This window comes from Thioclava sp. L04-15 (genome assembly GCF_002020275.1).
In the GTDB taxonomy this organism is placed as follows: Bacteria; Pseudomonadota; Alphaproteobacteria; order Rhodobacterales; family Rhodobacteraceae; genus Thioclava; species Thioclava marina.
Genome location: NZ_MPZW01000001.1, coordinates 119,899 through 145,432, shown reverse-complemented (window position 1 = coordinate 145,432; position 25,534 = coordinate 119,899). Strand labels below are relative to the sequence as shown.

At 66.4% G+C, this 25,534-nt stretch carries 25 protein-coding genes; 15 read left to right on the top strand and 10 right to left on the bottom strand.

The genetic code is table 11. The features are described 5' to 3' along the window. Nucleotides 1-2: 2 nt before the first annotated feature. The gene (locus BMI90_RS00740) at nucleotides 3-2,228 is read left to right on the top strand and encodes a heavy metal translocating P-type ATPase (protein ID WP_078524960.1); all 2,226 of its coding nucleotides are present in this window, start codon (nucleotides 3-5) and stop codon (nucleotides 2,226-2,228) included. A 12-nt stretch (nucleotides 2,229-2,240) separates the two neighbouring features. Continuing rightward, nucleotides 2,241-2,402, top strand: coding sequence for a cbb3-type cytochrome oxidase assembly protein CcoS (gene ccoS / locus BMI90_RS00735; RefSeq protein ID WP_038072065.1), 162 nt, complete (start codon nucleotides 2,241-2,243; stop codon nucleotides 2,400-2,402). 95 nt (nucleotides 2,403-2,497) lie between these two features. Here ccoS and BMI90_RS00730 read toward each other — a convergent pair whose 3' ends face one another. Together BMI90_RS00730 and BMI90_RS00725 are read right to left on the bottom strand one after the other, a co-directional pair. Next, nucleotides 2,498-4,384: a D-alanyl-D-alanine carboxypeptidase family protein gene (locus BMI90_RS00730; RefSeq protein ID WP_078527124.1), complete on the bottom strand. Its 1,887-nt coding sequence runs from the start codon at nucleotides 4,382-4,384 to the stop codon at nucleotides 2,498-2,500. Nucleotides 4,385-4,625: 241 nt separating this feature from the next. Beyond that, nucleotides 4,626-5,324 (bottom strand): HAD family hydrolase, encoded by a 699-nt coding sequence (locus BMI90_RS00725; protein ID WP_078524958.1) that lies wholly within the window; start codon nucleotides 5,322-5,324, stop codon nucleotides 4,626-4,628. Between the two features lie 125 nt (nucleotides 5,325-5,449). On the opposite strand from BMI90_RS00725, the gene clpS reads away from it, so the two are divergent. The 3 genes from clpS (at nucleotide 5,450) to BMI90_RS00710 (ending at nucleotide 7,764) form a co-directional block, all read left to right on the top strand. Beyond that, nucleotides 5,450-5,773 carry an ATP-dependent Clp protease adapter ClpS gene (gene clpS / locus BMI90_RS00720; protein WP_093470013.1) on the top strand — a complete coding sequence of 108 codons (324 nt, stop codon included), beginning with the start codon at nucleotides 5,450-5,452 and terminating at the stop codon, nucleotides 5,771-5,773. Nucleotides 5,774-5,846: 73 nt separating this feature from the next. Beyond that, a complete protein-coding gene (locus tag BMI90_RS00715) occupies nucleotides 5,847-6,914 on the top strand; it encodes a methyltransferase (protein WP_078524956.1) in 1,068 nt (355 codons plus the stop codon). Between the two features lie 40 nt (nucleotides 6,915-6,954). Further along, entirely contained in the window at nucleotides 6,955-7,764 is an 810-nt protein-coding gene (locus tag BMI90_RS00710) for an SDR family oxidoreductase (RefSeq protein ID WP_078524954.1), read from the top strand. A gap of 32 nt (nucleotides 7,765-7,796) precedes the next feature. Here BMI90_RS00710 and BMI90_RS00705 read toward each other — a convergent pair whose 3' ends face one another. Further along, nucleotides 7,797-8,204, bottom strand: a complete 408-nt coding sequence (locus BMI90_RS00705; protein WP_078524952.1) for a hypothetical protein — start codon at nucleotides 8,202-8,204, stop codon at nucleotides 7,797-7,799. 112 nt (nucleotides 8,205-8,316) lie between these two features. On the opposite strand from BMI90_RS00705, the gene hemF reads away from it, so the two are divergent. Beyond that, nucleotides 8,317-9,216 (top strand): oxygen-dependent coproporphyrinogen oxidase, encoded by a 900-nt coding sequence (hemF, locus tag BMI90_RS00700; protein WP_078524950.1) that lies wholly within the window; start codon nucleotides 8,317-8,319, stop codon nucleotides 9,214-9,216. 113 nt (nucleotides 9,217-9,329) lie between these two features. Next, complete coding sequence (locus BMI90_RS00695) at nucleotides 9,330-9,959, top strand: LysE family translocator (RefSeq protein WP_078524948.1); 630 nt, start codon at nucleotides 9,330-9,332, stop codon at nucleotides 9,957-9,959. On the opposite strand, the gene hemE is transcribed toward BMI90_RS00695, so the two are convergent. Next, nucleotides 9,956-10,987, bottom strand: a complete 1,032-nt coding sequence (hemE, locus tag BMI90_RS00690; RefSeq protein WP_078524946.1) for a uroporphyrinogen decarboxylase — start codon at nucleotides 10,985-10,987, stop codon at nucleotides 9,956-9,958. The genes BMI90_RS00695 and hemE overlap by 4 nt on opposite strands. A 96-nt stretch (nucleotides 10,988-11,083) precedes the next feature. On the opposite strand from hemE, the gene hemC reads away from it, so the two are divergent. Next, nucleotides 11,084-12,037 (top strand): hydroxymethylbilane synthase, encoded by a 954-nt coding sequence (gene hemC, locus BMI90_RS00685; protein WP_093469903.1) that lies wholly within the window; start codon nucleotides 11,084-11,086, stop codon nucleotides 12,035-12,037. A 7-nt stretch (nucleotides 12,038-12,044) separates the two neighbouring features. Here hemC and BMI90_RS00680 read toward each other — a convergent pair whose 3' ends face one another. Then, nucleotides 12,045-12,605: a hypothetical protein gene (locus tag BMI90_RS00680; protein ID WP_078524944.1), complete on the bottom strand. Its 561-nt coding sequence runs from the start codon at nucleotides 12,603-12,605 to the stop codon at nucleotides 12,045-12,047. Between the two features lie 205 nt (nucleotides 12,606-12,810). Between BMI90_RS00680 and BMI90_RS00675 the strand changes: the two genes are divergently transcribed. Next, the gene (locus BMI90_RS00675; protein WP_078524942.1) at nucleotides 12,811-14,016 is read left to right on the top strand and encodes a hypothetical protein; all 1,206 of its coding nucleotides are present in this window, start codon (nucleotides 12,811-12,813) and stop codon (nucleotides 14,014-14,016) included. 17 nt (nucleotides 14,017-14,033) lie between these two features. Here the strand turns inward: BMI90_RS00675 and BMI90_RS00670 are convergent, their stop codons facing one another. Continuing rightward, the gene (locus BMI90_RS00670; protein WP_078524940.1) at nucleotides 14,034-14,741 is read right to left on the bottom strand and encodes an arylesterase; all 708 of its coding nucleotides are present in this window, start codon (nucleotides 14,739-14,741) and stop codon (nucleotides 14,034-14,036) included. Here BMI90_RS00670 and BMI90_RS00665 point away from each other — a divergent pair. Together BMI90_RS00665 and BMI90_RS00660 are read left to right on the top strand one after the other, a co-directional pair. Continuing rightward, nucleotides 14,740-15,429 (top strand): ABC transporter ATP-binding protein, encoded by a 690-nt coding sequence (locus BMI90_RS00665; protein ID WP_078524938.1) that lies wholly within the window; start codon nucleotides 14,740-14,742, stop codon nucleotides 15,427-15,429. The genes BMI90_RS00670 and BMI90_RS00665 overlap by 2 nt on opposite strands. Continuing rightward, nucleotides 15,426-17,933, top strand: coding sequence for an FtsX-like permease family protein (locus BMI90_RS00660; protein WP_078524936.1), 2,508 nt, complete (start codon nucleotides 15,426-15,428; stop codon nucleotides 17,931-17,933). Before BMI90_RS00665 ends, BMI90_RS00660 begins: the two co-directional genes overlap by 4 nt. Nucleotides 17,934-18,065: 132 nt before the next feature. Here BMI90_RS00660 and BMI90_RS00655 read toward each other — a convergent pair whose 3' ends face one another. Together BMI90_RS00655 and BMI90_RS00650 are read right to left on the bottom strand one after the other, a co-directional pair. Beyond that, nucleotides 18,066-18,527: a lytic transglycosylase domain-containing protein gene (locus tag BMI90_RS00655; RefSeq protein WP_078524934.1), complete on the bottom strand. Its 462-nt coding sequence runs from the start codon at nucleotides 18,525-18,527 to the stop codon at nucleotides 18,066-18,068. A gap of 101 nt (nucleotides 18,528-18,628) precedes the next feature. Beyond that, nucleotides 18,629-21,061: a heavy metal translocating P-type ATPase gene (locus BMI90_RS00650; RefSeq protein ID WP_078524932.1), complete on the bottom strand. Its 2,433-nt coding sequence runs from the start codon at nucleotides 21,059-21,061 to the stop codon at nucleotides 18,629-18,631. 139 nt (nucleotides 21,062-21,200) lie between these two features. Here BMI90_RS00650 and BMI90_RS00645 point away from each other — a divergent pair, with 139 nt between their 5' ends. The 3 genes from BMI90_RS00645 to mnmH all read left to right on the top strand — a co-directional run bounded on the left by BMI90_RS00645 (nucleotide 21,201) and on the right by mnmH (nucleotide 23,153). Then, nucleotides 21,201-21,410, top strand: a complete 210-nt coding sequence (locus BMI90_RS00645; protein WP_078524930.1) for a DUF2892 domain-containing protein — start codon at nucleotides 21,201-21,203, stop codon at nucleotides 21,408-21,410. A gap of 112 nt (nucleotides 21,411-21,522) precedes the next feature. Further along, nucleotides 21,523-22,101, top strand: a complete 579-nt coding sequence (locus BMI90_RS00640) for a L,D-transpeptidase (protein WP_078524928.1) — start codon at nucleotides 21,523-21,525, stop codon at nucleotides 22,099-22,101. Further along, a complete protein-coding gene (gene mnmH / locus BMI90_RS00635) occupies nucleotides 22,101-23,153 on the top strand; it encodes a tRNA 2-selenouridine(34) synthase MnmH (protein WP_078524926.1) in 1,053 nt (350 codons plus the stop codon). The genes BMI90_RS00640 and mnmH overlap by 1 nt, the downstream gene beginning before the upstream one ends. A 6-nt stretch (nucleotides 23,154-23,159) precedes the next feature. Here the strand turns inward: mnmH and BMI90_RS00630 are convergent, their stop codons facing one another. Both BMI90_RS00630 and BMI90_RS00625 read right to left on the bottom strand, forming a co-directional pair. Next, a complete protein-coding gene (locus tag BMI90_RS00630) occupies nucleotides 23,160-24,056 on the bottom strand; it encodes a DMT family transporter (protein ID WP_078524924.1) in 897 nt (298 codons plus the stop codon). 3 nt (nucleotides 24,057-24,059) lie between these two features. Beyond that, nucleotides 24,060-24,881 carry an alpha/beta hydrolase gene (locus BMI90_RS00625; protein ID WP_078524922.1) on the bottom strand — a complete coding sequence of 274 codons (822 nt, stop codon included), beginning with the start codon at nucleotides 24,879-24,881 and terminating at the stop codon, nucleotides 24,060-24,062. 61 nt (nucleotides 24,882-24,942) lie between these two features. Between BMI90_RS00625 and BMI90_RS00620 the strand changes: the two genes are divergently transcribed. Beyond that, entirely contained in the window at nucleotides 24,943-25,533 is a 591-nt protein-coding gene (locus BMI90_RS00620) for a hypothetical protein (protein ID WP_078524920.1), read from the top strand. Nucleotide 25,534: the final 1 nt, after the last annotated feature.

Sequence of the window (25,534 nt, the reverse complement as noted above, 5' to 3'; positions counted from 1 at the left end):
CGATGACGGTTTCGCCGGCGCCATCTCGCAGCGTGGACGAGTTCGAGGACGAGCATGTCTCGGCCTCGGCCTGCCCTGCCTGCATCGCGGCCCCTTCGGCCGAGCAGATGGCGAAATCGGGCGATATCAGGGGCGCGCGGATCATGCTCTCGCTGCCCACAGCGCATTGTGCGGTCTGCATCACCGATGTCGAGCGCGAGTTGATGAAGCAACCGGGCGTGAAATCGGCCCGGGTGAACCTGACGCTGAAACGCGCCTCGGTCGATGCCGAAAGCGATGTCGAGGCGGCGAACCTGATCTCGGCACTCGACCGGATCGGCTATGAGGCGCATGAGCTCGATCCGGGCATGCTCTCGGCCACCGAGGCCGACAAGCGCGGTCGCGATCTTCTCATGCGTATCGGCGTCGCGGGCTTCGCGATGATGAACATCATGATGCTCTCGGTCGCGGTCTGGTCCGGGGCCGAGGACACGACGCGCGACCTGTTCCACTGGATCTCGGCGGCGATCGCGATCCCGACGACGATCTTTGCGGCGCAACCCTTCTTCGCCAACGCCTGGGCTGCGCTGCGCGGCGGGCGTCTGGGGATGGACGTGCCGATCTCGCTCGCGATCCTGCTGGCCCTCGGGATCTCTTTGTTCGAGACGATGCATTCCGGCTCGCATGCCTATTTCGAGGCGGCGACGATGCTCACCTTCTTCCTGCTGGTGGGGCGCTATCTCGACTATCGCACCCGCGCCGTGGCGCGCTCGGCGGCCGAAGAGCTGGCCGCGCTCGAAGTGCCGCGCGCGACCGTGCTGCGCGAGGGGGCCGAGGTCGTGGTGCCGGTCGGGGAACTCGTGCCGGGCGATCTGATCCGGGTGCGTCCGGGCGGCCGCATCCCCGCCGACGGCGAGGTGATCGAGGGCCATTCCGAGAGCGACCGCTCGGTGCTCACGGGCGAGAGCCTGCCGGTGCAGGTCGCGCCGGGCATGGTGCTTTCGGCGGGCGAAGTGAACCTGACCGGTCCGCTCACGATCCGCGTCACGGCGGCGGGCAAGGACAGCTCGCTGCACCGCATGGCCGATCTCGTGGCGATGGCGGAAAGCGCCAAGACCAAATATACCTCGCTGGCCGAACGCGCCGCGCGCCTCTACGCGCCGATCGTTCACCTGCTGTCCTTCGCGGCCTTCTGTTCCTGGGCCTGGATCACGGGCGGGGATTTCCGTCTGGCAGTGAACATATCGGCCGCGGTTCTGATCATCACCTGCCCCTGTGCACTGGGGCTCGCGGTGCCTGCGGTCGTGACGGCTGCGTCGGGCAAACTGTTCCGCAAGGGGCTGCTGATCAAGGATGGCACGGCGCTCGAACGTTTGGCCGAGGTCGACACGGTCGTCTTCGACAAGACCGGCACGCTGACGATGGGGGCGCCGCGCCCGCAGAACCTGTCCGCGCTTTCCGCCGAGGCTCTATCGGTCGCGATGGCTCTGGCCGAGGGCTCGGCTCACCCGCTCGCGCGCGCGCTCCATGACGTCGCGTTGGGGCAGGGGGCGGCGCCCGCCATTCTCGAGGATCTGCGCGAAGTTCCGGGTTACGGCGTCGAGGGCCGTTGGCAGGGCCAGACCGTGCGTCTGGGCCGCGCGAACTGGATCGGGGCCGAGGATGGCGCGACCACCGCGACCCATCTGCGGATCGGCAATGGCGCACCGATCGCGATCACCTTTGCCGACAGCCTGCGCCCGGGCGCAGAAGACGCGGTGGCGGGTCTCAAGGCGCAGGGCAAACAGGTCTGGCTGGTTTCGGGCGATGTCGAGGGCGCGGTCTCCGAGCTCGCCGCTCGCCTGGGTATCGAGAATTACCGCTCCGGTGCGTTGCCGCTCGAAAAGGCGCAGCTGGTGAACGATCTCACCCATGAGGGCCATCGCGTCCTGATGGTGGGCGACGGGCTCAACGACACGGCCGCGCTGGCCGCCGCGCATGTCTCGGTCTCTCCGGCCTCGGCGCTCGATGCCGCGCGCACCGCCTCGGATATCGTGCTGCTGGGCAAGGAGCTTGCCCCGGTCGCGGATGCGGCGTCGATCGCGGTGCGCGCGCGCCGCCGGATCAAGGAAAACTTCGGCATCTCGATCGTCTATAACATTATCGCGGTGCCGCTGGCGCTGGTCGGGCTCGCAACCCCGCTGATGGCGGCGCTCGCGATGTCGGCCTCGTCGATCACCGTCTCGCTGAACTCGCTGCGCCTGCGCTGAGAAAGACTGACGATGGACGCACTTCTCTACTCGATCCCGATCTCGCTGCTGCTGGGCGGCATTGGCCTTGCCGCCTTCTGGTGGTCGATCAAGAACCGCCAGTATGACGATCCGAAGGGCGACGCCGAGCGCATCCTCTCGGACGAGTTTGACGACCGGCCCAAGCAGGACTGAGCGGGCCGGGGCTCGGATCTCCAACAACGCAAGAGAAAAGCCGCGCCCTGCGAAGCGCGGCTTTCTCTGATCTGGCCCGACCGGAGGAAGAGGGGTCAGGGGCCGATCACCTTGCAATCCATCGCGCGGGCCTGCAGGCGCGCGCAGGCGAGCGAAGCCATATCCTCGGTCATCCCGACGAAATTCGCCTCATAGCCGGTCTTGCGTTGTGCGACCTTGCGAAGTGCCTCGCCCAAGGTATCCGATTCCATCAGCGCCGTCGTCAGCATATGACGCTCGGCCGCGAAACGTGAGCCGAATTGACCGAGGCTGACGCCCCAGTTGCGCCCGCCAGAGCTGGAGACACGCGCCACGATGCGCGGTTTGGCTTGCGGCGCGGGGGCAGGCGGCGTGAGTGCCGCGAGAATCATCGTCGAGGGCCGCGCTTCGGGTGCATCGGCCATGGCGACGGTTTCGGGCTGAGGTGCGGTCACTTGGAGGAAGCCAGGGGTGGGGGGCACTGCGTCGCCTTCGGCAAGGCTTTCGTCGCCCAGATCAAGCGTGCGCGCCTGCGCAAGCTCCTGCGTCTCGGGCTGCGGCTCGGTGCTCTGGATGAATTTCGGTCCGCTCGGCGCATCTGCCTGAGGCTCGTAGGAGGCGAGCTGGATATCGCTGGGCTCGGCTGCGGCATCGGCCTCGGCGCGCGCGGCCGCGTCGCTGGCCTGCGCCTGTGCGAGCGGAGTGGCCTTGGTCACGGCGGCGGGCAGCGATTGTGTGGCTTCGGCGATCATGACCGGGCGCGGCGCGGGCATCGGGCGCGGGCTCGCGATGATGTCGGTACCGATCCCGACCGTTCCGGCCTCGGCCACGACGATATCTTCCGCATCCGGCGCGTCTGCGGCCGCCTCGCCGGGCGCATCGGTCTCGAGGGCCGCGAGCTGGGTGTCAGCTGCGGGCGCATCGCTTTCCTCGGCCACGTCTTCGGGGACATCCGTCGCATTGTCGTCAGCCTGATCGGCCTGCACGGCTTCCGCGAGGGCCAGCGCGATCGCATCGCTGTCGGCCCTGGGCGGCGCGGGGCGGGCATCGGGGCGGGGGCTTTCCTTCGGAGCAAGCGGCTTGGCGCTTGCCAGAAGCATCGGCTGGCCGCCGTCCTGCGGTTCCATGTAGCGCGGCGGGGTCGGGCGCTGGGTCGGCGCCTTGGAGGGCGCGCGCTTGAAGCCCAGGTCCAAAAGCTCCGCCATCTTGGCGTTGCGCTGCGCGGTCGAAGTGCCGCCGAAAACGGTGGCGATGACGCGTTCGTTGCCGCGCTTGGCCGAGGCGGTCAGGTTGAAGCCCGACGCCGAGGTGTAACCGGTCTTGATCCCGTCCGCGCCCTGATAGGCGTTCAGGAAACGGCGGTTCGTCGAATAGACGGTCGCGATCTTCGCATCGGCCGAACGGCGCGAGAAGATGTTGTAATATTGCGGGAAGTCGAAGAACAGGTGGCGCCCGAGGATCGTCATGTCATGGGCCGAGGACAGGTGCCCCTTGCGGGTCAGGCCGTTGGCATTGACGAAATGGGTGTTGGTCATTCCGAGCTGACGGGCGGTGCGGTTCATGCGGTCGGCAAAGCCCTCCTCGGAGCCGCCGATGAAATCGCCAAGCGCTGCGGCCGCATCATTGGCCGATTTGATCGCGGCGGCGCGGATCAGGTAGCGCACGGCGATCTTCTGGCCCGGCCGCAGACCGAGTCGCGACGGTGGCTGAGAGGCGGCATGCTTAGTGACGGTGACCATCTCGTCGAGGCTGATCTCCCCATGCTCGATCGCCTGGAAGGTGATGTAGAGCGTCATCATCTTGGTCAGTGAGGCGGGGTGCAGCGGGGTATCGGCATTCTTGGAGTAGAGCACCTCGCCGGTGCGCATATCCATCACCATCGCCGCGTAAGGCGCAGCCATCGCCGCAAGCGGGGCGAAAATTGTCAGAAGAAATACGAACAGCCCTGAACGGACCCAGCGCATCAGCGTGGTCACGGCTCTCACCTTTTTACTGCCTCTCGCGCCCCTTGTCTTATGTGCCGCATCGTTGACGGCTTTCGGGACTTGCTGCGATCAGCGTAACACGTGCCCTGCGAGCTGAAAACCATCTATTTTCAAGCGGTTTCAGTGCGACATTCATGCAATACCGCAAGATGTGGTGGGCTGACCCGCAGGCACCCCTCTAGGGGTTGATCGCGATTTCGTGAGGGCGGAAAAGTCGCGCTCAGCTCTCGATCCGTTCGATCAACGCGGGCAGGCCGCTGAGGTCGGGAAGTTCGGCGAAACGCGGGTGCGCCACCGGGGCTTCGGCATGTTCGAGCGCCCATGTCAGCTCATGGGGAACATGCACCCCCCAGCCACCGGCTTCGATCATCGGGATGACATCGGATTTCAACGAGTTGCCGGCCATCAATCCGTGCTCGGCCCCCGCGCCGTGGCGTGCGAAAACCTCGGCATAAACCGCTGGCTTCTTGTCCGAAACGATCTCGACGGCGTCGAAGAGATCCCCCAGGCCCGATTGCGCCAGTTTGCGCTCCTGATCGATCAGGTCGCCCTTGGTCACAAGCATGATCCGGTAGTGATCCGAAAGCGACTCGATCACCTTGCGCACATGCGGCAAGAGCTCGATCGGGTGGGAGAGCATTTCGCGGCCCGCAGCGAGGATCTCGGCCAGAACCGAGGCCGGCACGCGCCCCTCGCTCACCTCGATTGCGGTCTCGATCATCGAGAGGGTAAAGCCCTTCACCCCGAATCCGTAATGGGTGATGTTGCGTTTCTCAGCCTCGATCAGACGCTCGCCCAGATGGTCGGCGCCCGCGTGATCGGCCATCAGTTCGGCAAAGCGCGCCTGCGTTAGCTGGAAGAAGCGCTCGTTGTGCCACAGCGTATCATCCGCATCGAACCCGATCACCGTGAGCCGCATCGTTTCGCCTTTCGTCACTCTCAAGCCTCAAAGGCTTTTCATATGTCACGAAGAGCCTATATTCCGCCAGAGCCCCTCAACGATTCCTGATTGCCGGAGTGCCCGTGATCGAGCCGCTTCAAATGATGTCCGACGACAACAAGGACGACAGCGAAGACGAAACCGGAGTCGCGACCAAGACCCGGCCCAAGACGCAGCGCCCGCCGATGTACAAGGTGATGCTGCTCAACGATGATTACACGCCGATGGAATTCGTCGTGCATATCCTCGAGCGTTTCTTCGGCATGAACCACGCGCAGGCCTTCGAGATCATGCTGACTGTGCACAAGAAGGGACTGGCCGTCGTCGGCGTGTTCTCCTTCGAGGTCGCCGAAACCAAGGTCGCGCAGGTGATGGATTTCGCCCGCCGCCACCAGCACCCTCTGCAATGCACGATGGAGAAGGACTGACGTTCCGCGCTTTCTTGCAGAATCTGCGCCGCCCGCCTATCTGGCGGGCCCGTTTCTTTCCGGAGGTCCGCCGATGAGCCATCCCCGCCTGACGCTTGCGCTCGAACTGCCCGGCTCTCTGCCGGAGACCGGCGACATCGCGCTGTTCGCACCCTCGGGCACGCTCGATCTGGGCGGGCTGCCGCTGGAGCGGCTCGTCGCCATCCAAGGCGAGAAGCCCGACTACGATGCGCTGTCCGCGCGCGGGGTTCGGGTGAGCGTTGCGCCCGAAGGCAACTATGCCGCAGCGATCGTCTTCGCGCCGCGCGCCAAGGCCGAGGCCAAGGCGCTTCTTGCCGAGGCTGCCGCGCGCGTCACCGATGGCGGCCCGGTTTTCGTCGACGGGGTAAAGACCGAGGGGATCGACTCGCTGATCAAGGAATTGCGCGGCCGGGTGGATCTCTCCGCCCCGATCGCCAAGGCGCATGGCAAGATTGCGTGGTTCGCTGCCGACCCGGCACCGCTTGCGGATTGGGCTGCAACGGACCTGCATCCGACTGAGGGTTTCGTGACCCGTCCCGGCGTGTTTTCCGCCGATGCGGTGGATGAGGGATCGGCGCTGCTGGCCGAATGCCTTCCCGAGACTTTGCCCGCGCGGGTCGCCGATCTTGGCGCTGGCTGGGGCTGGCTCTCGGCGCAGATCCTCGCGCGCAAGGGCGTGGAACAGCTCGATCTCGTGGAGTCGGACGCGGTCGCGCTCGAGTGCGCCAAGCGCAACATCTCCGATCCGCGCGCCCATTTCCTCTGGGCCGATGCGACCCGCCATATGCCCGCAGACCGCTACAATGCCGTCGTGATGAACCCGCCTTTCCATGGCGCCGCGCGCGGCGCCGAGCCTGGTTTGGGGCTGGCCTTCATCCATGCCGCGCAACGGATGCTCTCTCTTTCGGGCACGCTCTGGATGGTCGCGAACCGTCACCTTCCCTATGCCGATGCGCTCTCCGAGGCGTTCCAGGAGGTCGAGGAGATCACTCCGCCGACCGGCCCCTCGACCCGGTTTCGCATCATCCGCGCGGCCAAGCCGCTTTCGGCAAAACAGGTGGCGAGCAAACGCGCCACAGACGCGCCCAAACGCAGCCTCGCCCCTCGCAAGCGGCGTTGAGCTCGCCTAACCTGCGCCAAACCACCCAGGGAGACCTCCCATGTCCCTTTCCATTTCCGGCAAGACCGCCATCGTCACGGGCGCGGCCCATGGTATCGGCCTCGCCATCGCGCGCCATTTCATCGACCGTGGCGCCCAGGTCATGTTTGCCGATATCGACGAAGAGAAACTGCTCTCCGAACTCGGTGACGAGGCGAAGTCCGAAGGATCCGCCCGTTACTTCTCGGGCGACCTTTGCGAGAAGCTGACGGTGAAGAACCTGCTGTCGGCCACGGTGGACGCGTTCGACCGGATCGACATCCTCGTGAATTGCGCGCGCACCTTCGCGCCTTGCGATCCGCTGGAGCCTTCGACCGAGGTGCTCGACGCGATGCTCGCGCAGAACATGAAATCGGCCCTGCGGGTGTCGCAGCTGACCGCCAAACGGATGATCAAACAGGCCGAGGACGAGGGCCGCACCGAGGGCGAGATCGGCACGATCATCAATGTCTCGACGCTTGCCTCGGCGCGCACCCAGCCCGAGTTGATGGCCTATTCCATCGCCTGCGCCGCACAGGATCAGGCGATCCGCTCGCTCGCTGTCGCGCTGGCGCCGCATCGTATCCGCGTGAACGGGGTGAGCTTCGCCTCGGTGATGAGCCGCTCGCTGCAAGATGCGCTGAAGGAAAACCACGACTGGCGCGAGGCGATCTGCGAAGGCACCCCTCTGGGACGCATCGCTCCTCCCTCGGAACTGGCCGAGACGGTCCAATACCTGGCCTCCTCGGGCGCAAGCTTCGTGACCGGTCAGATCATCAATGTCGATGGCGGGCGCGGTCTTCTGGACCGGGTGCAGGTCCCGGCATTCTAAGGGGCCCTTTTAAAGGCTAGGGCCTGCGCGGCTTACTGCGCATCTTCCGGATAGGCCGCCTTGCAGGCCGCGATCTGCGCCTCGGCGGCTTTGCTAAGCTCGGCCTGCCGCTTGAGCAGGTTTTCGAGCTTGCGTTTCTCCACGACAGGGTCGATCGGCACCGGGCGCTCCCGGGTCACCGTGTAATCCTCCAGACACATGCGCGGCCGCCTGATCACCTTGTCCCCCTTGGTGATCGTGTCATAGCCGCAGATTTCCCAGCGGCTCGTTTCGGTCTCGTATTCCTGCCAGGCATAGCCACGCGCGAGATTGCCGCGCACCTCTGCGACCAGTTGGGTCACCCGGCGCAATTCGGCGGTCGATTGCCGGATGCAGCGCTCCTGCGGTGTGCCGCAGGCGGCCAGAAGAAAAAGCGGGATCAGGAACAGGGCAGCACGCATCGGGCATCTCCTTTCTTCCAGCCTACGCCTGTGCGCGCGTGTGATCAATCGCGCCCTTTCCGCACGCGCACCGGCCTGCTAAGGATCGCGCCAAAGCTATGGGAGGCCCCGCATGACTGACACGGTTGAGGATTTCGACGCCCGCAAGGCCCGGGCGAGCCAATGGTTCTCGGATCTGCGCGACCGGATCGTGGCCGCATTCGAAGGTCTCGAGGACAGTCACGCCGACGGCCCGCTCGCCGATCAGGCACCGGGCCGGTTCGAAGTCACGCCCACCGAGCGCAAGGGCCCGAACGGCGAGGACCACGGCGGCGGCAAGATGAGCGTGATGCGCGGCGGCCGGGTCTTCGAGAAGGTCGGCGTCAATATCTCGACCGTTTGGGGCGAGCTGGCTCCGCGCGCGCAAAAGGCGATGGCGGCGCGCGGGGTGCCGGGGATGGAGGAAGACCCGCGCTTCTGGGCAAGCGGGATTTCCCTCGTTGCCCACATGCAGAACCCGCATTGCCCCGCCGTGCACATGAACACGCGCATGTTCTGGACGCCCGGAGCCTGGTGGTTCGGCGGCGGTGCGGATCTCAATCCATGCCTCGAATATGACGAGGATACCGAGCATTTCCACGCTCAGATGCAAGCGGCCTGCGATACCCATGACAAGAGCTATTACGACCACTTCAAGGCCTGGGCGGACGAGTATTTCTTCGTGCCCCATCGCGGTCGCGCGCGCGGCGTCGGCGGCATCTTCTACGACGACCTGAACACCGATGACTGGGACGAGGATTTCGCCTTCACCCAATCGGTTGGCGCGGCTTTCCTGCCTGCCTTCCAGCCGCTGATCGAGAAGCGCCGTGTTCAGGACTGGTCCGAGGAGGATCGCGAGACCCAACTGCGCCATCGCGGGCTCTATGCCGAATACAATCTGGTCTATGACCGGGGCACGAAATTCGGGCTCGAGACCGGACACAATGCCGATGCGGTACTGATGAGCCTGCCCCCCGTGGCGAAGTGGTATTGAGGGGCGTGGCCCACACCCCCTGCAGCGGCTTGCGAGCTTCGAATGAAAGGCGCGCGGCCACTCTCGGATGATGCCGTTCCCCCCGGGATATTTTGACAGGGCCGAAGAGGCACATGGGATCCCTGAGTTACGATACGCTCTTCGCCTTCACCCTGGCTTCGGTGCTGATCGAGCTGACGCCGGGGCCGAACATGGCCTATCTCGCGCTGGTGGCCGCCTCGCAGGGACGCCGCCCGGGCTATGCGGCGGTGTCAGGCGTGGCTCTGGGGCTGGCGCTGATCGGGATCGCGGCGGCGCTGGGGGTGGCGGCGCTGGTGAGCGCGTCGAACGCCGCCTATGAGGGGCTGCGCTGGGCGGGCGTGCTTTACCTGCTCTGGCTCGCCTGGGATGGCTGGCGCGGGGCAGGCAACGAGGCCGCCCAATTCGCGCCGCTCGGATCGTCGAACTGGCGCTATTTCCGGCGCGGTCTGATCACCAACCTGCTCAACCCCAAGGCGGCGGTGTTCTATATCGCGGTGCTGCCGACCTTCCTCGCCGCACGGTCCGATGCGCTGCGCGAGGTATTCGTCCTCACCGCGATCTATGTCTTCGTCGCCACCGCGATCCACCTGGTGATCGTCACCGCAGCGGGTGCCGCGCATCGGTTCTTCGAGGATCCGAGACGCGCCCTTATTCTCGGGCGCGTGCTCTCCTTGGCTCTGGCGGCGGTGGCGGTCTGGTTCGCGGTGAAGACCGCACGTTAACCGTTGCGGATCGTCTCGATCATCAGCGCCACATTCTCGGGATCGGCATCGGGGGTGATGCCATGGCCGAGGTTGAAGATATGCGGGCCGTTCTTGAAGGCCTCGACGACATGGCGGGTTTCGTCGATCAGGGCCTGACCGCCGGTGACCATGTGCTTGGGGTCGAGATTGCCCTGCACGCAGCCCGAGATCTGCACGTTGGCCGCGCCCCATTCCGGCGTCACCGAATTGTCGAGCGCCACGCAATCGGCGCCGGTTTTCTCGTGGAAGCCGATATAGCCCTCGCCCGCCTCGCGCGGGAAGGCGATGATCGGCAGGCCGGGGAAGCGCGCCTTCATCTCGGAGATGATCTTGCGGGCGGGCTCGACCGCGAAATCCTCGAAATCCTGGCCCTTGAGCGACCCGGCCCAGCTGTCGAAGATCTTCACGACTTCCGCCCCGGCCTCGACCTGTTTCGAGAGATATTCGATGGTCGAGACGGTGAGCAGGTCGATGATCTTCGAGAAAGTCTCGCGATCCTCGGCCTTGAGCGCATGCGCCGGGCCCTGATCCTTCGTGCCGCGGCCCGCGATCATGTAGGTCGCGACCGTCCAGGGCGCGCCGGCAAAGCCGATCAGCGTCGTCTCGCGCGGCAGTTCCCGGCTCAGGATGCCGACGGTCTCGTAGACGGGGGCGAGGGTTTCGTGGATGTCATCCTTGCCCTTGAGCTTGGCGAAATCGGCGGCGCTCGTGGTGGTCGAGAGGCGCGGGCCTTCGCCGGTGACGAACCACAGATCGGCACCAAGCGCCTGCGGCAGCAGAAGAATGTCGGCAAACAGGATCGCCGCGTCGAAGCCGTAGCGGCGGATCGGCTGCAAGGTCACCTCGGCGGCGAGATCCGGCGTGTAGCAAAGCGACAGGAAATCGCCTGCCTGAGCGCGCGTGGCGCGATATTCGGGCAGATAGCGGCCCGCCTGGCGCATCATCCAGACCGGCGGGGTGGGCAGAACCTCGCCATTCAAAGCCCGCAGGATCGTCTTGTCGGTCATTCGCGCCTCCTCTTTGCCCCCTTCATCGCCACCTGAGGCGTCATGTCAAGCGCGAGCCCCATTGCACGGGCCATCTGTCGCGGATATTCCGGTGCCATGACACAGATGCTCGATGCGAAATCCCCGCTCAAGATCGGCACCCGCGGCTCGCCGCTGGCGCTTGCGCAGGCCTACGAGACCCGGCAGCGGCTGATGGCTGCGCATGGTCTGCCCGAAGAGGCTTTCGAGATCGTGGTGATCAAGACCACGGGCGACGACCGGGCACTGATCGCGTCCGACACGCCGCTCAAGGAGATCGGAAACAAGGGGCTGTTCACCAAGGAAATCGAAGAGGCGATGGTCGATGGCCGCATCGACATCGCCGTGCATTCGATGAAGGACATGCCGACCGAGCAGCCCGAGGGGCTGGTGCTCGATTGCTACCTGCCGCGCGAAGATGTGCGCGATGCCTTCGTGTCGCTGCTTCACGACTCGATCAAGGCGCTGCCCGAGGGCGCGAAAGTGGGCTCGTCGAGCCTGCGCCGCCGCGCGCAGCTCGGTCATGTGCGCCCCGATCTGGAGCTGGTGGAGTTTCGCGGCAACGTGCAGACCCGGCTCAAGAAGCTCGAAGACGGGGTGGCGGCGGCGACCTTCCTCGCGATGGCGGGGCTGAACCGTCTGGGCATGACCGATGTGGCGCGCTGCGCGATCGAGCCCGAAGAGATGCTGCCCGCCGTGGCACAGGGTGCGATCGGGATCGAACGCCGGATGTCGGATGGGCGCGCCGAGGCGCTGCTCGATCCGATCCACGATGTGCCTACGGCGCAGCGTCTGGCGGCGGAGCGGGCCTTCCTCGCGACGCTCGACGGGTCGTGCGAAACCCCGATCGCGGGTCTGGCGCTGATCGAAGGCGACCGGCTCTGGCTGCGCGGCGAGATCCTGCGGCCCGATGGTTCCGAGGCGATCTCGGGCGAGCGTTGGGGCGATATCGACGATGGCGCCGCGATGGGCGAACACCTCGCGCGCGACCTGCTGTCTCAGGCGGGCGAAGGTTTCTTCGACTGGCGCTGAGTGCCGCTTAGCAGAGCAATTGACCCGAGGCGCGCCGCTGCAAGGCGCGCTCCATCTCCGGCACCTCGCCCTCGCCAAAGCCGCGCAGGGCGAGCCGTTCGAGCGGCGTCAGATCGCACCAGAACCGCTTAAGCACCAGATCGCGCTTGCGCCGGGGAAGATCGGCCAGCCGCATCTCGTAGATCTCGTCGGCCACCGCCAGCAGGCGCGGATGGAGGCTTGTCAGAAGCGGCTCGAACGCTTCCCGCGCTCTGGCTGCATTGCGCAACCGCAGGATAGCGCCTTCGCCGATCGTCATGGTCTGGATCAGCGACCAGCCCAGCACATCCGCCGCGCAGTGGGGCGGGATCGGCTTGTGGCCCGTTAGCCCATAGGTCAGGCACAACACCGCACGCTCATCGGGCTCCATGTCCTGTATGATGCGCGCGCAAGCCTGCTCCTGCGCGGTTTCGGCATCTTCGAGCCGACCCAGCCGAGGCGTCATCACATCCGCCCTCGGCCCCTCCGCACGCGTCAGGATATTGCGGATCGCCGTGTCGAACTTGAGAGCGATATGGCGTGAGAGCATGTCGGAACCTTTCTGCCTGTGACTGTCCTCTCTCCGCCCTTTCAATTCAGTTAGCGCGCCGGGTCGCCGCGTCATCTGACGCAGCGGAAACCTGCCGATGGAACGCCAAGCCTGTGCGATTGCTAAGGGTTTGCCGGGTCACCTCTCCGCGCCCTGCCTCGAAACCCCACTTGAACTCGCGCGCCAAGAGGCGCAAAGCGGCCCCATGTTCCGCCCCGTTCGCCTTGTCCTCTCCGACCCTGCATTGCGGCTTGCCGCGGTGCTTCTGGTGCTGTTCGGAGCCCATGCGGCGACGATGGGGCCTTATGTCTCGGCGCTCGCGATCAAGGTGTTCGGGCTGTCGGATCGCGCCTATTCGGGGGTGCTGCTGGTAGCCTCAGTGCTGTCGGTCTCGGCCTCAGTCGGGCTTGGCATCCTTGCCGATCAGCGCGCGAACCGACGTGCCATCGCGCTTGGTACCTCGGCGATGCTGATCGTGGGGTCCGGGCTGGTTCTGGCGGGCGAGAACTGGGTCGTCTTCGTGATCGCGAACGCGCTGATCCTGCCGCTTTCGGCCTCGATCTTCGGCCAGCTCTTCGCGTTGTCGCGGCTTGCGGCCTCGACCCATCCCGAAGCCGACCGCCCCGCGATCCTGTCGACCCTGCGGGCGCTGTTTGCGCTGCCTTGGGTCGTGGTGCTGCCGATCTGGTCGGTGGTGTTCGATCAGGGCGCACCGCTCACCGCGATCTACCCGGTCACGCTGAGCCTCGGTGCCGCGATCGTCGCCCTGACCTTCCTGTTCTGGCCGCGCGACGGGGCGACGCGCTGGCCCGATCCGAAATCGGGGCTGAGCTTTCGCCAGTCGCTGCGCGAGATGGCGAACCTGCCGATCCTGGCCCGTGTCGTGGCGCTTGGCACGATCAACGGCGCAGTGATGCTCTATCTCGTCGTGATGGGGCTGGTCTTTGAGGCGACCCCCGGGCGCGGCGCCGCCGATACCGCGCTTTACGCCGGGCTGATGGCGGGGTTGGAGGTGCCCTTCATGCTGGCCCTGCCGCTGGTGCTGGGCCGGATCGAGCGCACCGCGCTGATCTGGATCGGCGCGGCGCTTTACGCGACCCATCTGGGGCTGATCCCGCTTCTGGCCCCGACGCCCTTCGTCTGGCTGCTGACCTTGCCGGGCGCTATCGGCGGCGCGGTCGTGCTGACGCAACCGATGGCCTATCTGCAGGACCTTCTGTCGAACCGGCCCGGCGCGGGCGCCTCGCTCATGGCACTGCAAAAGCTCGCAGGCGACGGGTTCTCGGCCGCCGTTTTCGCGATCGGAACGGCACTGGCGGGCTATGAGCTGGCCGCCGCGGCCGGGGCGCTTCTGGGCGTGGCCGGGGCGGGTGCTCTCTGGGCTCTGGACCGGCGCGCGGCGCGATCGTAGCCGAGGCGTTTGCGGCCTCAGCTCCCGCTCTTCACCTTCGCCAGCAACTCCAGAACTTTCGGCCCCAGCGCCGCGACCACCTTCTGCACGCCCTCGGGGGATGGATGGATATTGTCTGGCTGCATCAGGTCGGTGCTCGCACGCTCCTCGATCGGGGTCTTCATGATCGGGGCGAGCAGGTTGGGCACCAGAACCGCACCGTATTTCTGCGCCAGATCGGGATAGATCGCGTCGAATTCCTTCTGGTAGTCGGTGCCGAAATTCCCCGGCGCGGGCAGCCCGGCCAGCAGCGCGGGGATGCCCTTGGCCTGCAACTTCGCCAGAATACCGTCGAGATTTTCCCGCGCCTGATAGGGAGGAAGCCCGCGCAGCAGGTCATTGCCGCCAAGCGCCACGATCACCGCATCGGGCTGCGGGGTCAGCAGCCAGTCGATCCGCGACAGCCCGCCTGCGGTGGTGTCGCCCGACACGCCGCCATTGATGACCGTCACATCCTGCCCGTGATCGCGCAGCCAGCCCTGCAGTTGGGGCACCAGCCCGTCCTCGGGATTGTCCAGCCCATACCCTTGCGTCAGCGAGTCCCCGAGCGCGAGGATCGACACCTGCGCCAGCGCCGGACCCGCGCCAAAGGCCAGCCCCGCGACGATAAAACCCGCCGCCAGACGCTTGCGTATCCCGAGGACCGGCCCATATCCCTTTGAAGCAAAAGAAAGACAGTGGCGCATGAGCGAGACCATCCTTGAACTGAAAGACGCGCGGCTCGCGCTTGACGGCAATACCGGCCCGGTGGAGATCCTGCGGGGGATCGACCTGAAGGTGGCCAAGGGGGAAAGCGTCGGGCTCACGGGGCCGTCTGGTTCTGGCAAATCGTCGCTCCTGATGCTGATGGGGGGGCTTGAGCAAGCCACCTCCGGGTCTGTCACGGCTTTGGGGCACGATCTTTCGACGATGTCCGAAGATGCGCTGGCCCGGTTCCGCCGGGGTAATATGGGGGTTGTTTTCCAAAGCTTCCACCTCATCCCGACGATGACGGCGCTGGAAAACGTCGCGATGCCGCTGGAAATCGCCGGTGTCGAGAACCCGTTCGAGCGTGCGGCGGCCGAGTTGGAGGCGGTGGGACTCGCCCATCGGCTCGATCACTATCCCAGCCAGATGTCGGGTGGCGAGCAGCAACGCGTGGCCTTGGCCCGTGCCGTCGCGCCGCGCCCCGCGATCCTTCTGGCCGATGAACCCACGGGGAACCTCGATAGCGCGACGGGCGAAACGATCATCGAATTGCTGTTCGGCCTTCAGGAAAAACACGGCGCGACGCTGGTTCTCGTGACCCATGCGCCCGATCTCGCAGCGCGCTGCGACCGGATCGTGGAGCTGCGCGACGGCAAGGTCGTCACCCCCGAGGGCGCGCCCGCATGAGCCTGTCGCTGACCATCGCCCGGCGCGAGCTGCGCGGCGGCATTCGCGGCTTCTGGGTGATGCTGCTCTGCCTGATGCTGGGGGTTGCCGCGATCGCCTCGGTCGGGCTGGTGCGTTCCGCGATCGAGCGCGCGCTGTCCGATCAGGGCGCGGTGCTGCTCGGCGGCGATGCGCAATACGAATTCACCTATCGTCGCGCCAAACCCGACGAGCTGCAATGGATCACCGATCACGCGACGGCCGTGTCCGAGGTGATCGACTTCCGCTCGATGCTTTCGACCGGCATCGATCCCGCCGACCGAGCGTTGACGCAGGTGAAGGCGGTGGACGGGGCCTATCCGCTGACCGGAAAGCTGCAACTCGATCCGCCCGTGACGCCTCAGGCGCTGAAAGGCGAGGGGGGCGTTCCGGGGATTTTCCTTGATCCGATCCTGGCCGACCGCCTTGGTCTCAAGTCGGGCGACAAGGTCCAGCTGGGCGGGCAGGATTTCGTGATGATGGCCCGGATCCTGCGCGAGCCGGATTCGACCGGGGCAGGGATGGGGCTTGGGCCGCATTCCATCGTTGCGCTCTCGGCCATCGCGCAAACGCCGCTGCTCGCGCCGGGCTCGCTGTTCGAGACGCAGTATCGCGTGACCCTTCCGGCCCAGACCGATCTCGCCGCGATGCAGGCACAGGCCGAGGCGCGGTTCGAAGGTGCGGGCATGCGCTGGTCGGATCGCAGGCGGGCCGCACCGGGCGCCGAGCGTTTCGTGCAGCGGCTGGGTTCGTTCCTCGTGCTGGTGGGGCTCGCGGGCCTCGCTGTGGGCGGCGTCGGTATCTCTGCCACGGTGGCCGCCTGGATCGAGCGCAAGGCCCCCACCATCGCCACGCTGCGCGCGCTTGGCGCAACCGGCCGCACGATCCGTGCGGCCTTCCTCATCCAGCTTGCGGCCCTCGGCGCGATCGGCATTCTCGCGGGGCTCGTGCTTGGGGCGGGGCTGGTGCTCGGCGCCTCGAGCCTGATCGAGCGCGCGCTGCCCTTGCCCGTCGCGATCACCCTCGATCCCGGCCCGCTGGGCGAGGCCGCCCTTTACGGCGCGCTGGTCGCCGCGCTCTTCGCGCTCTGGCCGCTCTCGCGCATGTCGAGGATGCGCGCGGCCACGCTCTATCGTGACACCGGCGCGGGCCGTCGCCTGCCGGGCTGGCCGACCCTGACACTGACGGTCGTGCTTCTGGCGGTGATCGTGGGCGTCTCCGCCTGGTTCTCCGGCCTCTGGACTCTGACGCTCGCGAGCCTTGGCGGCATCGCCTTCGCGCTGCTGATCCTGACGCTTGCGGCTTCGGTGATCCGCCGCGCCGCGCGTGCAGGCCAGCGCCTTGCCCGCGGCCGCCCGGTCCTGCGTGCAGCCCTTGCGGCGATCGGCGGGCCACGCTCCGAGGCGCGCTCGGTGATCCTCTCGCTCGGCCTCGGCCTCTCGGTTCTGGCCGCCGTCGGCCAGGTCGATAGCGGCTTGCGCGGCGCCATCGACCGCGACCTGCCGAAGGTTGCCCCCGCCTATTTCGTCATCGACATTCAGCCCGACCAGATCCAGCCCTTCAAGGATCTGCTGGCGGGTATGCCGGAGGTCACCAAGGTCGAAAGCGTGCCGATGCTGCGCGGCGTCATCACCAAGATCAACGGCGAGGATGCGCGCAAGATCCATGGCGAGCATTGGGTGCTGCGCGGCGATCGCGGCGTGACCTATGCGGATAGCCCACGTGAGAAACTTACGGCGGGCGAATGGTGGCCCGCGGATTACAACGGCCCGCCGCTTGCCAGTTTTTCCGCCAAGGAAGCGCAGGAGATCGGGCTCAACCTCGGCGACGACATCACCGTGAATATCCTCGGGCGCGACATCACCGCGAAGGTCACCTCCTTCCGCGATGTGGATTTCTCGACCGGCGGGATCGGTTTCGTGCTGACCCTCGACCCGGCGGCCCTGCGCGGCGCGCCCCATACTTGGCTCGCGACGATTTACGCCCCGCCCAAGGCCGAAGCACAGGTGATGCGCGATCTGGCCGAGCGCTTCCCCAATATCACCGCGATCCGCGTGCGCGACGCCATCGCCCGTGTGACCGAGGCCCTCTCGGCCATCGCGCGCGCCACCTCGCTTGCGGCAGGCGTGACGCTGCTGACCGGTTTCGTCGTGCTGATCGGAGCCGCGGCGGCCGGCGAGCGCGAGCGCGCCTGGGAAGCCGCGATGCTGAAAACGCTGGGCGCCACCCGCGGCGCGATCCTGGCAAGTTTTGCCCTGCGCTCGGCCCTGATGGGAGCGGCGGCGGGTCTCGTCGCGATCCTCTTCGGCGGGCTCGCGGGCTGGGCTGTGGTCGATCTGGTGATGGGGGCGGAGTTCCGCTTCGCGCCGATCCCCGCGCTTTTGATCGTGGCGGGCGGGGTGATCGCGACGCTGCTTGCAGGCCTTGTCTTCGCGTTGCGCCCGCTGGCGGCGCGGCCTGCGGGGGTGTTGCGCGCTCCGGAATAAGGCGCGCGGGTTGAGAGGGCGGATGCCTCCGGCGGGGATATTTGGAGCAGTTGGAAGACGGGTTCTCGTTTCCAACTGCTCCAAATATCCCCCGCGGAGCGTCCTCATCCCGCCACAGGCGCGCGCGCCGGGTCAGCGCAATCCGGTCGCCTTCAGCATCCCGCGCCTCTTGGCCTCGTAATAATAGCCCTTCGCATACCACATCACCGCGCGATCCTCCGAGCCATCGGCCAGAAGCCAGGCGCCGCGCAGGTATTTCACCGCGTATTTGAGGTTCGTCTCGGCATCGAGCAGGTCGTTCGGCTTTCCCTTGAAGCCCATCCCCCGCGCGGTTTGGGGCAGGATTTGCATCAGCCCGTAATAGGGGCCGTTGCGGGCGTTCGCGCGGTAGCGGCTCTCGCGCTGGATCACCCGGTGCGTGAGGCTGCGCGGCACGCCGTAGTGATCGGAATAGTGGTTGATCAACACGCGCAGTTCGGGCGTTTCGCCGGGATGAAGCGGTGGGTTGTAAACGGGCTTTGCCATCGGGCGGGGAGAGCCGCCGCATGCGGCGAGCGCACTCAGCGAGAGAAGGAAAAATCGGCGTGTCAGCATGCATGCGCTCCGGTCGGGTCGCATGCAGCTAACCGGGCGGCGGCGCGCTTGGGAAGTCGGGAAATTCCGCCTCGGCGCGCTCCCGCCGATCAGCGCCCGGATCAGCGGGCCGCGCGGCGCAGGCGCAGCGCGTTCGAGACCACGAAGACCGAGGAAAACGCCATCGCGCCCGCCGCGAGCATCGGCGACAGGCCGGTGCCGCCGAAGGGCACGAGGATACCCATCGCGACCGGGATCAGCGCGACGTTATAGGCAAAGGCCCAGAACAGGTTCTGCTTGATGTTGCGCATCACCGCGCGCGACAGATCGAGCGCCTTGGCCACGCCCGTCGGATCGCCGCGCATCAGCACCACCTCGGCCGCCTCGATCGCGACATCGGTGCCGGTGCCGATCGCGAGGCCGACATCGGCGGTGGCCAGAGCGGGCGCGTCGTTGATCCCGTCGCCGACGAAGGCCACGGCGCCGGTTGCGCGCAGGCTCTCGACCGCGTCGCGTTTGCCCTCGGGGAGCACTTCGGCTTCGACCCGGTCGATGCCGAGCGCGTTGGCCACGGCTTGCGCGGTGGCGCGGGTGTCACCGGTCACCATCGCGACCTGCACGCCCGCCTTGTGCAGCGCCGCGATAGCCTCGCGCGCCTCGGCTTTGATCGGGTCCGACAGCGCCATCAGCGCGACGGGCCGGTCCTCGAGCGCCATCCAGACCGGGGTGCGGCCTTTCGCGGCGAGGGCGGCCGCGCGCGCCGCGAAAGGCGAGATATCGGCCTCGGCCTCGGCCATGGCGGCGGCATTTCCGATCCAGAGCTTGCCCGCCTCGGCCTGCGCGCGCAGCCCCTTGCCCGAGAGCGCCTTCACGCGTTTGACCGGGGCATGGGAGATGCCGCGCGCCTCGGCCTCGGCGAGGATCGCGCGGGCGAGCGGGTGTTCGGACCGGCTCTCGGCGCCGGCGGCGAGCGCGAGTATGTCGCCTTCCGAAAGCTCCGCGAGCGGCTCCAGATCGGTCAGCGCGGGCCGGCCTTCGGTCAGCGTGCCGGTCTTGTCAAAGCCCACCAGCGTGACCTCGGAAAGCCGTTGCAGCGCGTCGCCGCGGCGGAACAGCAAGCCCAGCTCGGCGCCGCGCCCGGTGCCCACGAGGATCGAGACGGGCGTGGCCAGCCCCATCGCGCAGGGACAGGCGATGATCATCACCGAGATCGCGGCGACGAAAGCATGGGTGAAGCCCATCCCCGCAACCATCCAGATCGCGAAGGTCAGAAGCGACAGCGCCATCACCACCGGCACGAAGACGCGTGTGACCTTGTCCACCAAGGCCTGAACGGGGAGTTTCGCGCCCTGTGCCTCCTCGACCATCGCGATGATGCGCGCGAGTACGGTATCGGCACCGGTAGCGGTGACGCGGTAGCTGAGTGCGGACTCGCCATTCACCGTACCCCCGGTGATCTTGTCGCCTTCGGATTTCGAGACGGGCAGGGGCTCACCCGTGAGCATGCTTTCATCGACATGGCCCGCGCCTTCGGTGATCACCCCGTCGAGCGCCACCCGCTCGCCCGGGGCAAGCAGCAGCACGTCGCCCGGGGCGAGTTCCGCGATGGAACGTTCCTCGACGCCGGTCTCTGTCTGCACGCGGGCGGTCTTGGGCTGCAACCCGATCAGTCGCGAGATCGCCTCGCCCGCACGGCCCTTCGCGCGCGCCTCAAGCCAGCGGCCCAGCAGGATCAGCGTGACGATGGTGGCGGCGGCTTCGAAATAGACGGCGCGGGCGCTTTCGGGCAGCAGGCCGGGGGCGAGGGTCACCAGCGCGGAATAGAGGAATGCCGCGAGCGACCCCATCGCGACGAGCGAATTCATCTCGGGCGCTCCACGCAGAAGGGCGGGGATGCCGATGCGCAGGAACATGCGCCCCGGGAAGGCGAGAACGGCGGCCGTCAGGATGAACTGAATCCACCAGCTCGCGCGCTCGCCGATGCTGGACGCGATCAGGTGATGCACGCCGGGGATCATATGCGCGCCCATCGCGAGTACGAAGACCGGAAAGGTCAGGACGAGCGAGAGCAGGAACTGATGCTTGAGCTTGCGCGCCTCGGCGGCCTGGCGTTCGGCGGCGGGCGCCGTGGGCGCGCTGCGGTCGGCGATGCGGGCGGGATATCCGGCCTCGGTCACGGAGCGGGCGAGATCCTCGGGCGTGAGGGCCGCTTCGTCGAAGGAGACCTGCGCGCTTTGCGTCGCGAGATTGACGCTGGCCGAGGTGACGCCGGGCAGGGCGGTCAGCGCGCGCTCGACGCGGCCGGTGCAACTGGCGCAGGTCATGCCCTCGATTTCCAGCCGCGCGGTGCCGCCCGAGGCCGGGTAGCCCGCCTTTTCGAGCGCCGCGCGCAGGCTCGCCGGGGTGGCGGGGGCCTCGAATTCGACGCTGGCGCTGCGTGCCATCAGGTTCGCAGCGGCCGTTTTTACCCCCGGCTCGGCCAGAAGCGCACGTTCCACCCGGCCCGTGCAGGCGCCGCAATGCATCGCGTCGATGGTAAAGCTGGTTTTCGTCATCGCGTATCTCCTGTCTCCAGATCTGGGGGAAAGGGGGCTGTGGTCAAGCGCCGCGTGACATATGCGCAGGATTGAATTTGTTGTGAGGAAATGGTATGGCGCGCGCAACGACAAACTTCTTTTTTCCCGGAGTGATCCCATGAATCTCGACCGCGCCATCTTCGCCTTCGCCGGCGTGATGATCCTGATCAGCCTCGCGCTGGCCGTCTATGTCTCCATCTACTGGCTGTGGTTCACCGCCTTCATCGGTGTGAACCTGCTGCAATCGGCCTTCACCGGCTTCTGCCCGGCTGCCAAGATCTTCGGTCTGTTCGGCATCAAGGCCGGCTGCGCCTTCGGCGACAAGTAAGGCAGAGGCGCAACGCTTGGCCCCGCATTCGTGCGGGGGGTGACGCATAAGCTTGAGAGGGCGGAGCGGCTTTGCTAGCTTCGCCCTTAGTCATTTTTACGAGGAGCTGCCGATGGATCGTCGTGCCTTTGTGCTGTCGCTGGCCGCATTGCCTTTCGCGGGGCTGCCCGCTTTCGCCCTCGAGGTCGAACCCGAAGCCGAGTCCGCGAAACGCTGGCCGATCGGCTCGCAATATTACCCGACCAAGGTGCGTGTGAAACCTGATCTGCCGGTGGGCTCGATCATCGTGCTGTCGGACAAGTTCTTCCTTTACCACATCGTCGCACCGGGCGAGGCGATGCGCTATGGCGTGGCCGTCGGCAAGGCCGAGCTGACGTTCCGCGGCACCGCGACCGTCGGCCGCAAGGTCGAATGGCCCAGCTGGAAGCCCACGCCCGAGATGATCGAGCGCGATCCGGGCTCTTATGCGAAATATGCCGACGGGATGCCGGGTGGTCCGAAGAACCCGTTGGGCGCGCGGGCGATGTATCTCTACCAGAACGGCCGCGACACCGCGATCCGCATCCACGGCACGACCGCGCCCAGCTCGATCGGCCATGCGGTCTCGAACGGCTGCATCCGTATGGTCAATGACCATGTGATCGAGCTTTTCAACTCGGTTCCCGTAGGCACGCAGGTCACCGTCTACTGATGCAACTCACCTCTCTGGCCGGGGTCGCTGCGCTCGATTTCGACACGATCATCGACGTGCGCTCGCCTTCGGAATTCGCCGAGGATCACATTCCCGGGGCGATCAACCTGCCGGTGATGGACGATGCCGAGCGCGCCGAGGTCGGCACGATCTACAAGCAGGTCTCGCCGTTCGATGCGCGCAAGATCGGGGCGGCGATCGTGGCCTCGAACGCGGCGAAGCACCTGCGCGGGCCCTTGGCGGACAAGGAGGGCGGCTGGCGTCCGCTCGTCTATTGCTGGCGCGGCGGGCAACGCTCGGGGAGTTTCGCGACGATCCTCAAGCAGATCGGCTGGCGGGTGGAGCTGGTCGAAGGCGGCTACAAGGCGTTCCGTGCGCTTGTCGTCGAGGCGGGCAATGCGCCGATGCCCTGCCCGGTGGTCGTTCTCGACGGCAATACCGGCAGCGCGAAGACCGACATCCTGAAAGCGGCGAAGGCGCAGGGCGCACAGGTGATCGACCTCGAAGGGCTCGCCAATCATCGCGGCTCGCTGTTCGGCGCGATGGTGGGCGGACAGTCGAGCCAGAAGGATTTCGAGACCCGGCTGGCGATGGAGATCGCGGCGCTTGACCCGTCGCGCCCGGTGCTGCTGGAGGCGGAAAGCTCGAAGATCGGCGATCTGCAATTGCCCAAGGGAATCTGGGCCGCGATCAAGGATGCGCCACGCATTCGGGTCAAGGCGCCTCTGGCCGAACGCGCCGCCTATCTCGCGCGCGCCTATGCCGATATCACCGCCGATCCCGAGCGGCTCCTGTCGGTGATCGACCAGCTGCGCCCTTTCCAGCCGGCCGAGCGGATCGCCGCGTGGCAGGCGCAGGCCGTCGCCGGGGAATATGCGGCGCTCGCCGGAGAGCTGATGCGCGACCATTACGACCCGCGCTATGAAAAGCACCGCGCGCGCCATGTCGACACGGAACGGCTGATCGAGGCTGACAGTCTTGCGCCCGAGGCGATTGTCGGTTTGGCAGAGCGCGTTATTTCCGAAGCAACGACGTTGACCCCGACAGCCTGACGAGGCTCAGGGACGGCTTTCGGGGTTCGTGACCTTTACCGGCCACAGCTCCAGCACGCCAGCGCCCAGCACCAGAAGCCCGCCCGCCAGTTCCATCGGCGAGAGCATCTCATGAGCGAGCAGCGCGGCAGAGATCGCCCCGACCACGACCTCGGTCATCAGAAGGATGCCGACGCGCGCGGGCTCCAGCCGAACCGTCGCCCACATCAGTGCCGCGAGCGACAGCCCCCACCAGATCGCCCCGGTCCCGAGCGTGAGGGCGAGCGTGGCGGGTAAGGCCTCGACCACGGATGGCAGAGGCGCGAGGATCGGCGCGAGGATCAGGCTCGCCAGTGCTGCCCCCAACGAAAAGACAAAGGCCGAAGGGGCGGGGGAAAGTCGCGAAGTCGCCCGGATGCCGGTGGTCGAGATCGACCAGAGTACTCCGCCCGCCAGTGTCATCCATTCGCCTAAGTCTCGCGGCAGCGGCAACCCGCCCCCCGCGCCCAGTATCAGCGCCAGCCCGGCCAGCCCGAGCGCGATCGCATAGAGCCTCAGGCGCGGCGTCGGCCAGCCCATGACGAAGCGGCCGATCAGCGTCGACCAGACCGGGGTGAGAAACCACAGCAGGATCACCGGCGCCACGCGCCCATAGACGAAGCCGATGGAGTAGAGCGCGAAGGCCCCGCCCCCCAGCGCGATCGAAGCCAGCGCCACCGGCGAGGTCACCGCGATCTCGTGCCTACTCCGCCAGGCAAAGGGGCCGAGAAGTACAAGCGCCGCGAGCGTGACCCCCACCGTCCCCCACGCGCCTGCCAGCCCTCGCGCATCGAGCGCCCGGACGGGCAGCCAGTAGAGCCCCCAGAAAGCCCCGGTGAGAAGGGTGATGACGCTTGCCAGAAAAATCGTCCGCTCCTCGCGCATCCTTCAGCCGAGCTTCGCGATCCAGGCTTTGAGCGCAGCAAGCGCCTCGGGTTCGTCGAGGAAGGGGATATGCGCGCGGCCGGGCACCTTTGCATAGATCATATCGGGGCGGCGGCGCTGCATCTCCTGCGCGGCGGCGTCGCTCAGCAGATCGGAATTCGCTCCGTGGATCAGCGCGAGCGGTAGGCCTTCGGCTGCTTCGAAGAGCGGCCAGGCCTCGCTCACGCCGCCCTTGAAGGCGGCGAGGAACGCCTCGCGCAGCTCCGGGTCGTAATTGATCTTCAGCCCTGTTTCGGTCTCGAGGTAATGGTGGCGGACTTCCTCCATCCAGCGGCTTTCCGGCACACCCTCGAACCCCTTCATCGCGGCAGGCAGCTTCGCCACCATATCCGCATAGTTCTTCGCCGCGGGGTTGCGCCCGATATAGTCGAAGATCTTGTTGAGACCGTCCATCTCCAGCACCGGGCCGACATCGTTCAGGCACAGCCCCGTCAACCTGTCCTTCGCGGTCGCGGCGAGATACATCCCGATGAGACCACCGCGCGATGTGCCGAGGATCGCTACTTTCTCAAGCCCCAGATGGTCGAGCAATTGCAGCGCATCGGCCCCTTCACGCGGTACGGTATAGCTCGCCTCGCCCGTCCATGCACTTTGCCCGCGCCCGCGATAATCCATGCGGATGAAACGCACACCGTCCAGATACGGGGCGACATAGTCGAAATCCTGCACATTGCGGGTCAGGCCGGACAGCGCGAGCACCGGCACACCCTCTCCCTCGTCGAGATAGGCCAGCTTCGCCCCGTCATCTGCCGTGAAGAAATTCATTGCGCGTCTCCTCTGGATTGCTGCTCTTCGTGCGATCATAGTGCTCGCGAAGGAGATCGCCATGTCTGAAACGCTCGACAAATTGCAAGCCAGGCTCAACGCGCTTGAGGATGAGATCGAGCAGGAATGGGATCGCCGGCGCGAGGCGATGCAGTTTCACCTCGACCGCAACAAGGTGGTGTTCGAGCAAAACGTGCGCGAGGCCCATCGCAGGGCGCGGGTGCGGCTGTGGCAATTCCTGAAATACACCCGGCCGACGGTGGTTCTGAGCGCGCCGGTGATCTATTCGCTGATCGTGCCCTTCGCGCTGCTTGATCTCTTCGTGACGGTCTATCAGGCGATCTGTTTTCCGATCTACAAGATCGCGAAGGTGAAGCGGTCCAGCCACATCGCGATCGACCGCCAGCATCTGGCCTATCTGAACGGGCTGCAAAAGCTCAACTGCATCTATTGCGGCTATTGCAACGGGCTGCTGAGTTACGTGCGTGAGATCGCCGGGCGGACCGAGCAATACTGGTGCCCGATCAAGCATTCTCGACGGGTGAAGGGCCCGCATCTGCGTTATCGCGATTTCGTGGATTATGCCGATGCCGAGGCGTTCCAGTCGCAAACCATGCGGCTGCGCGAGGCATTGCGGCAGATGAAGGAATGAA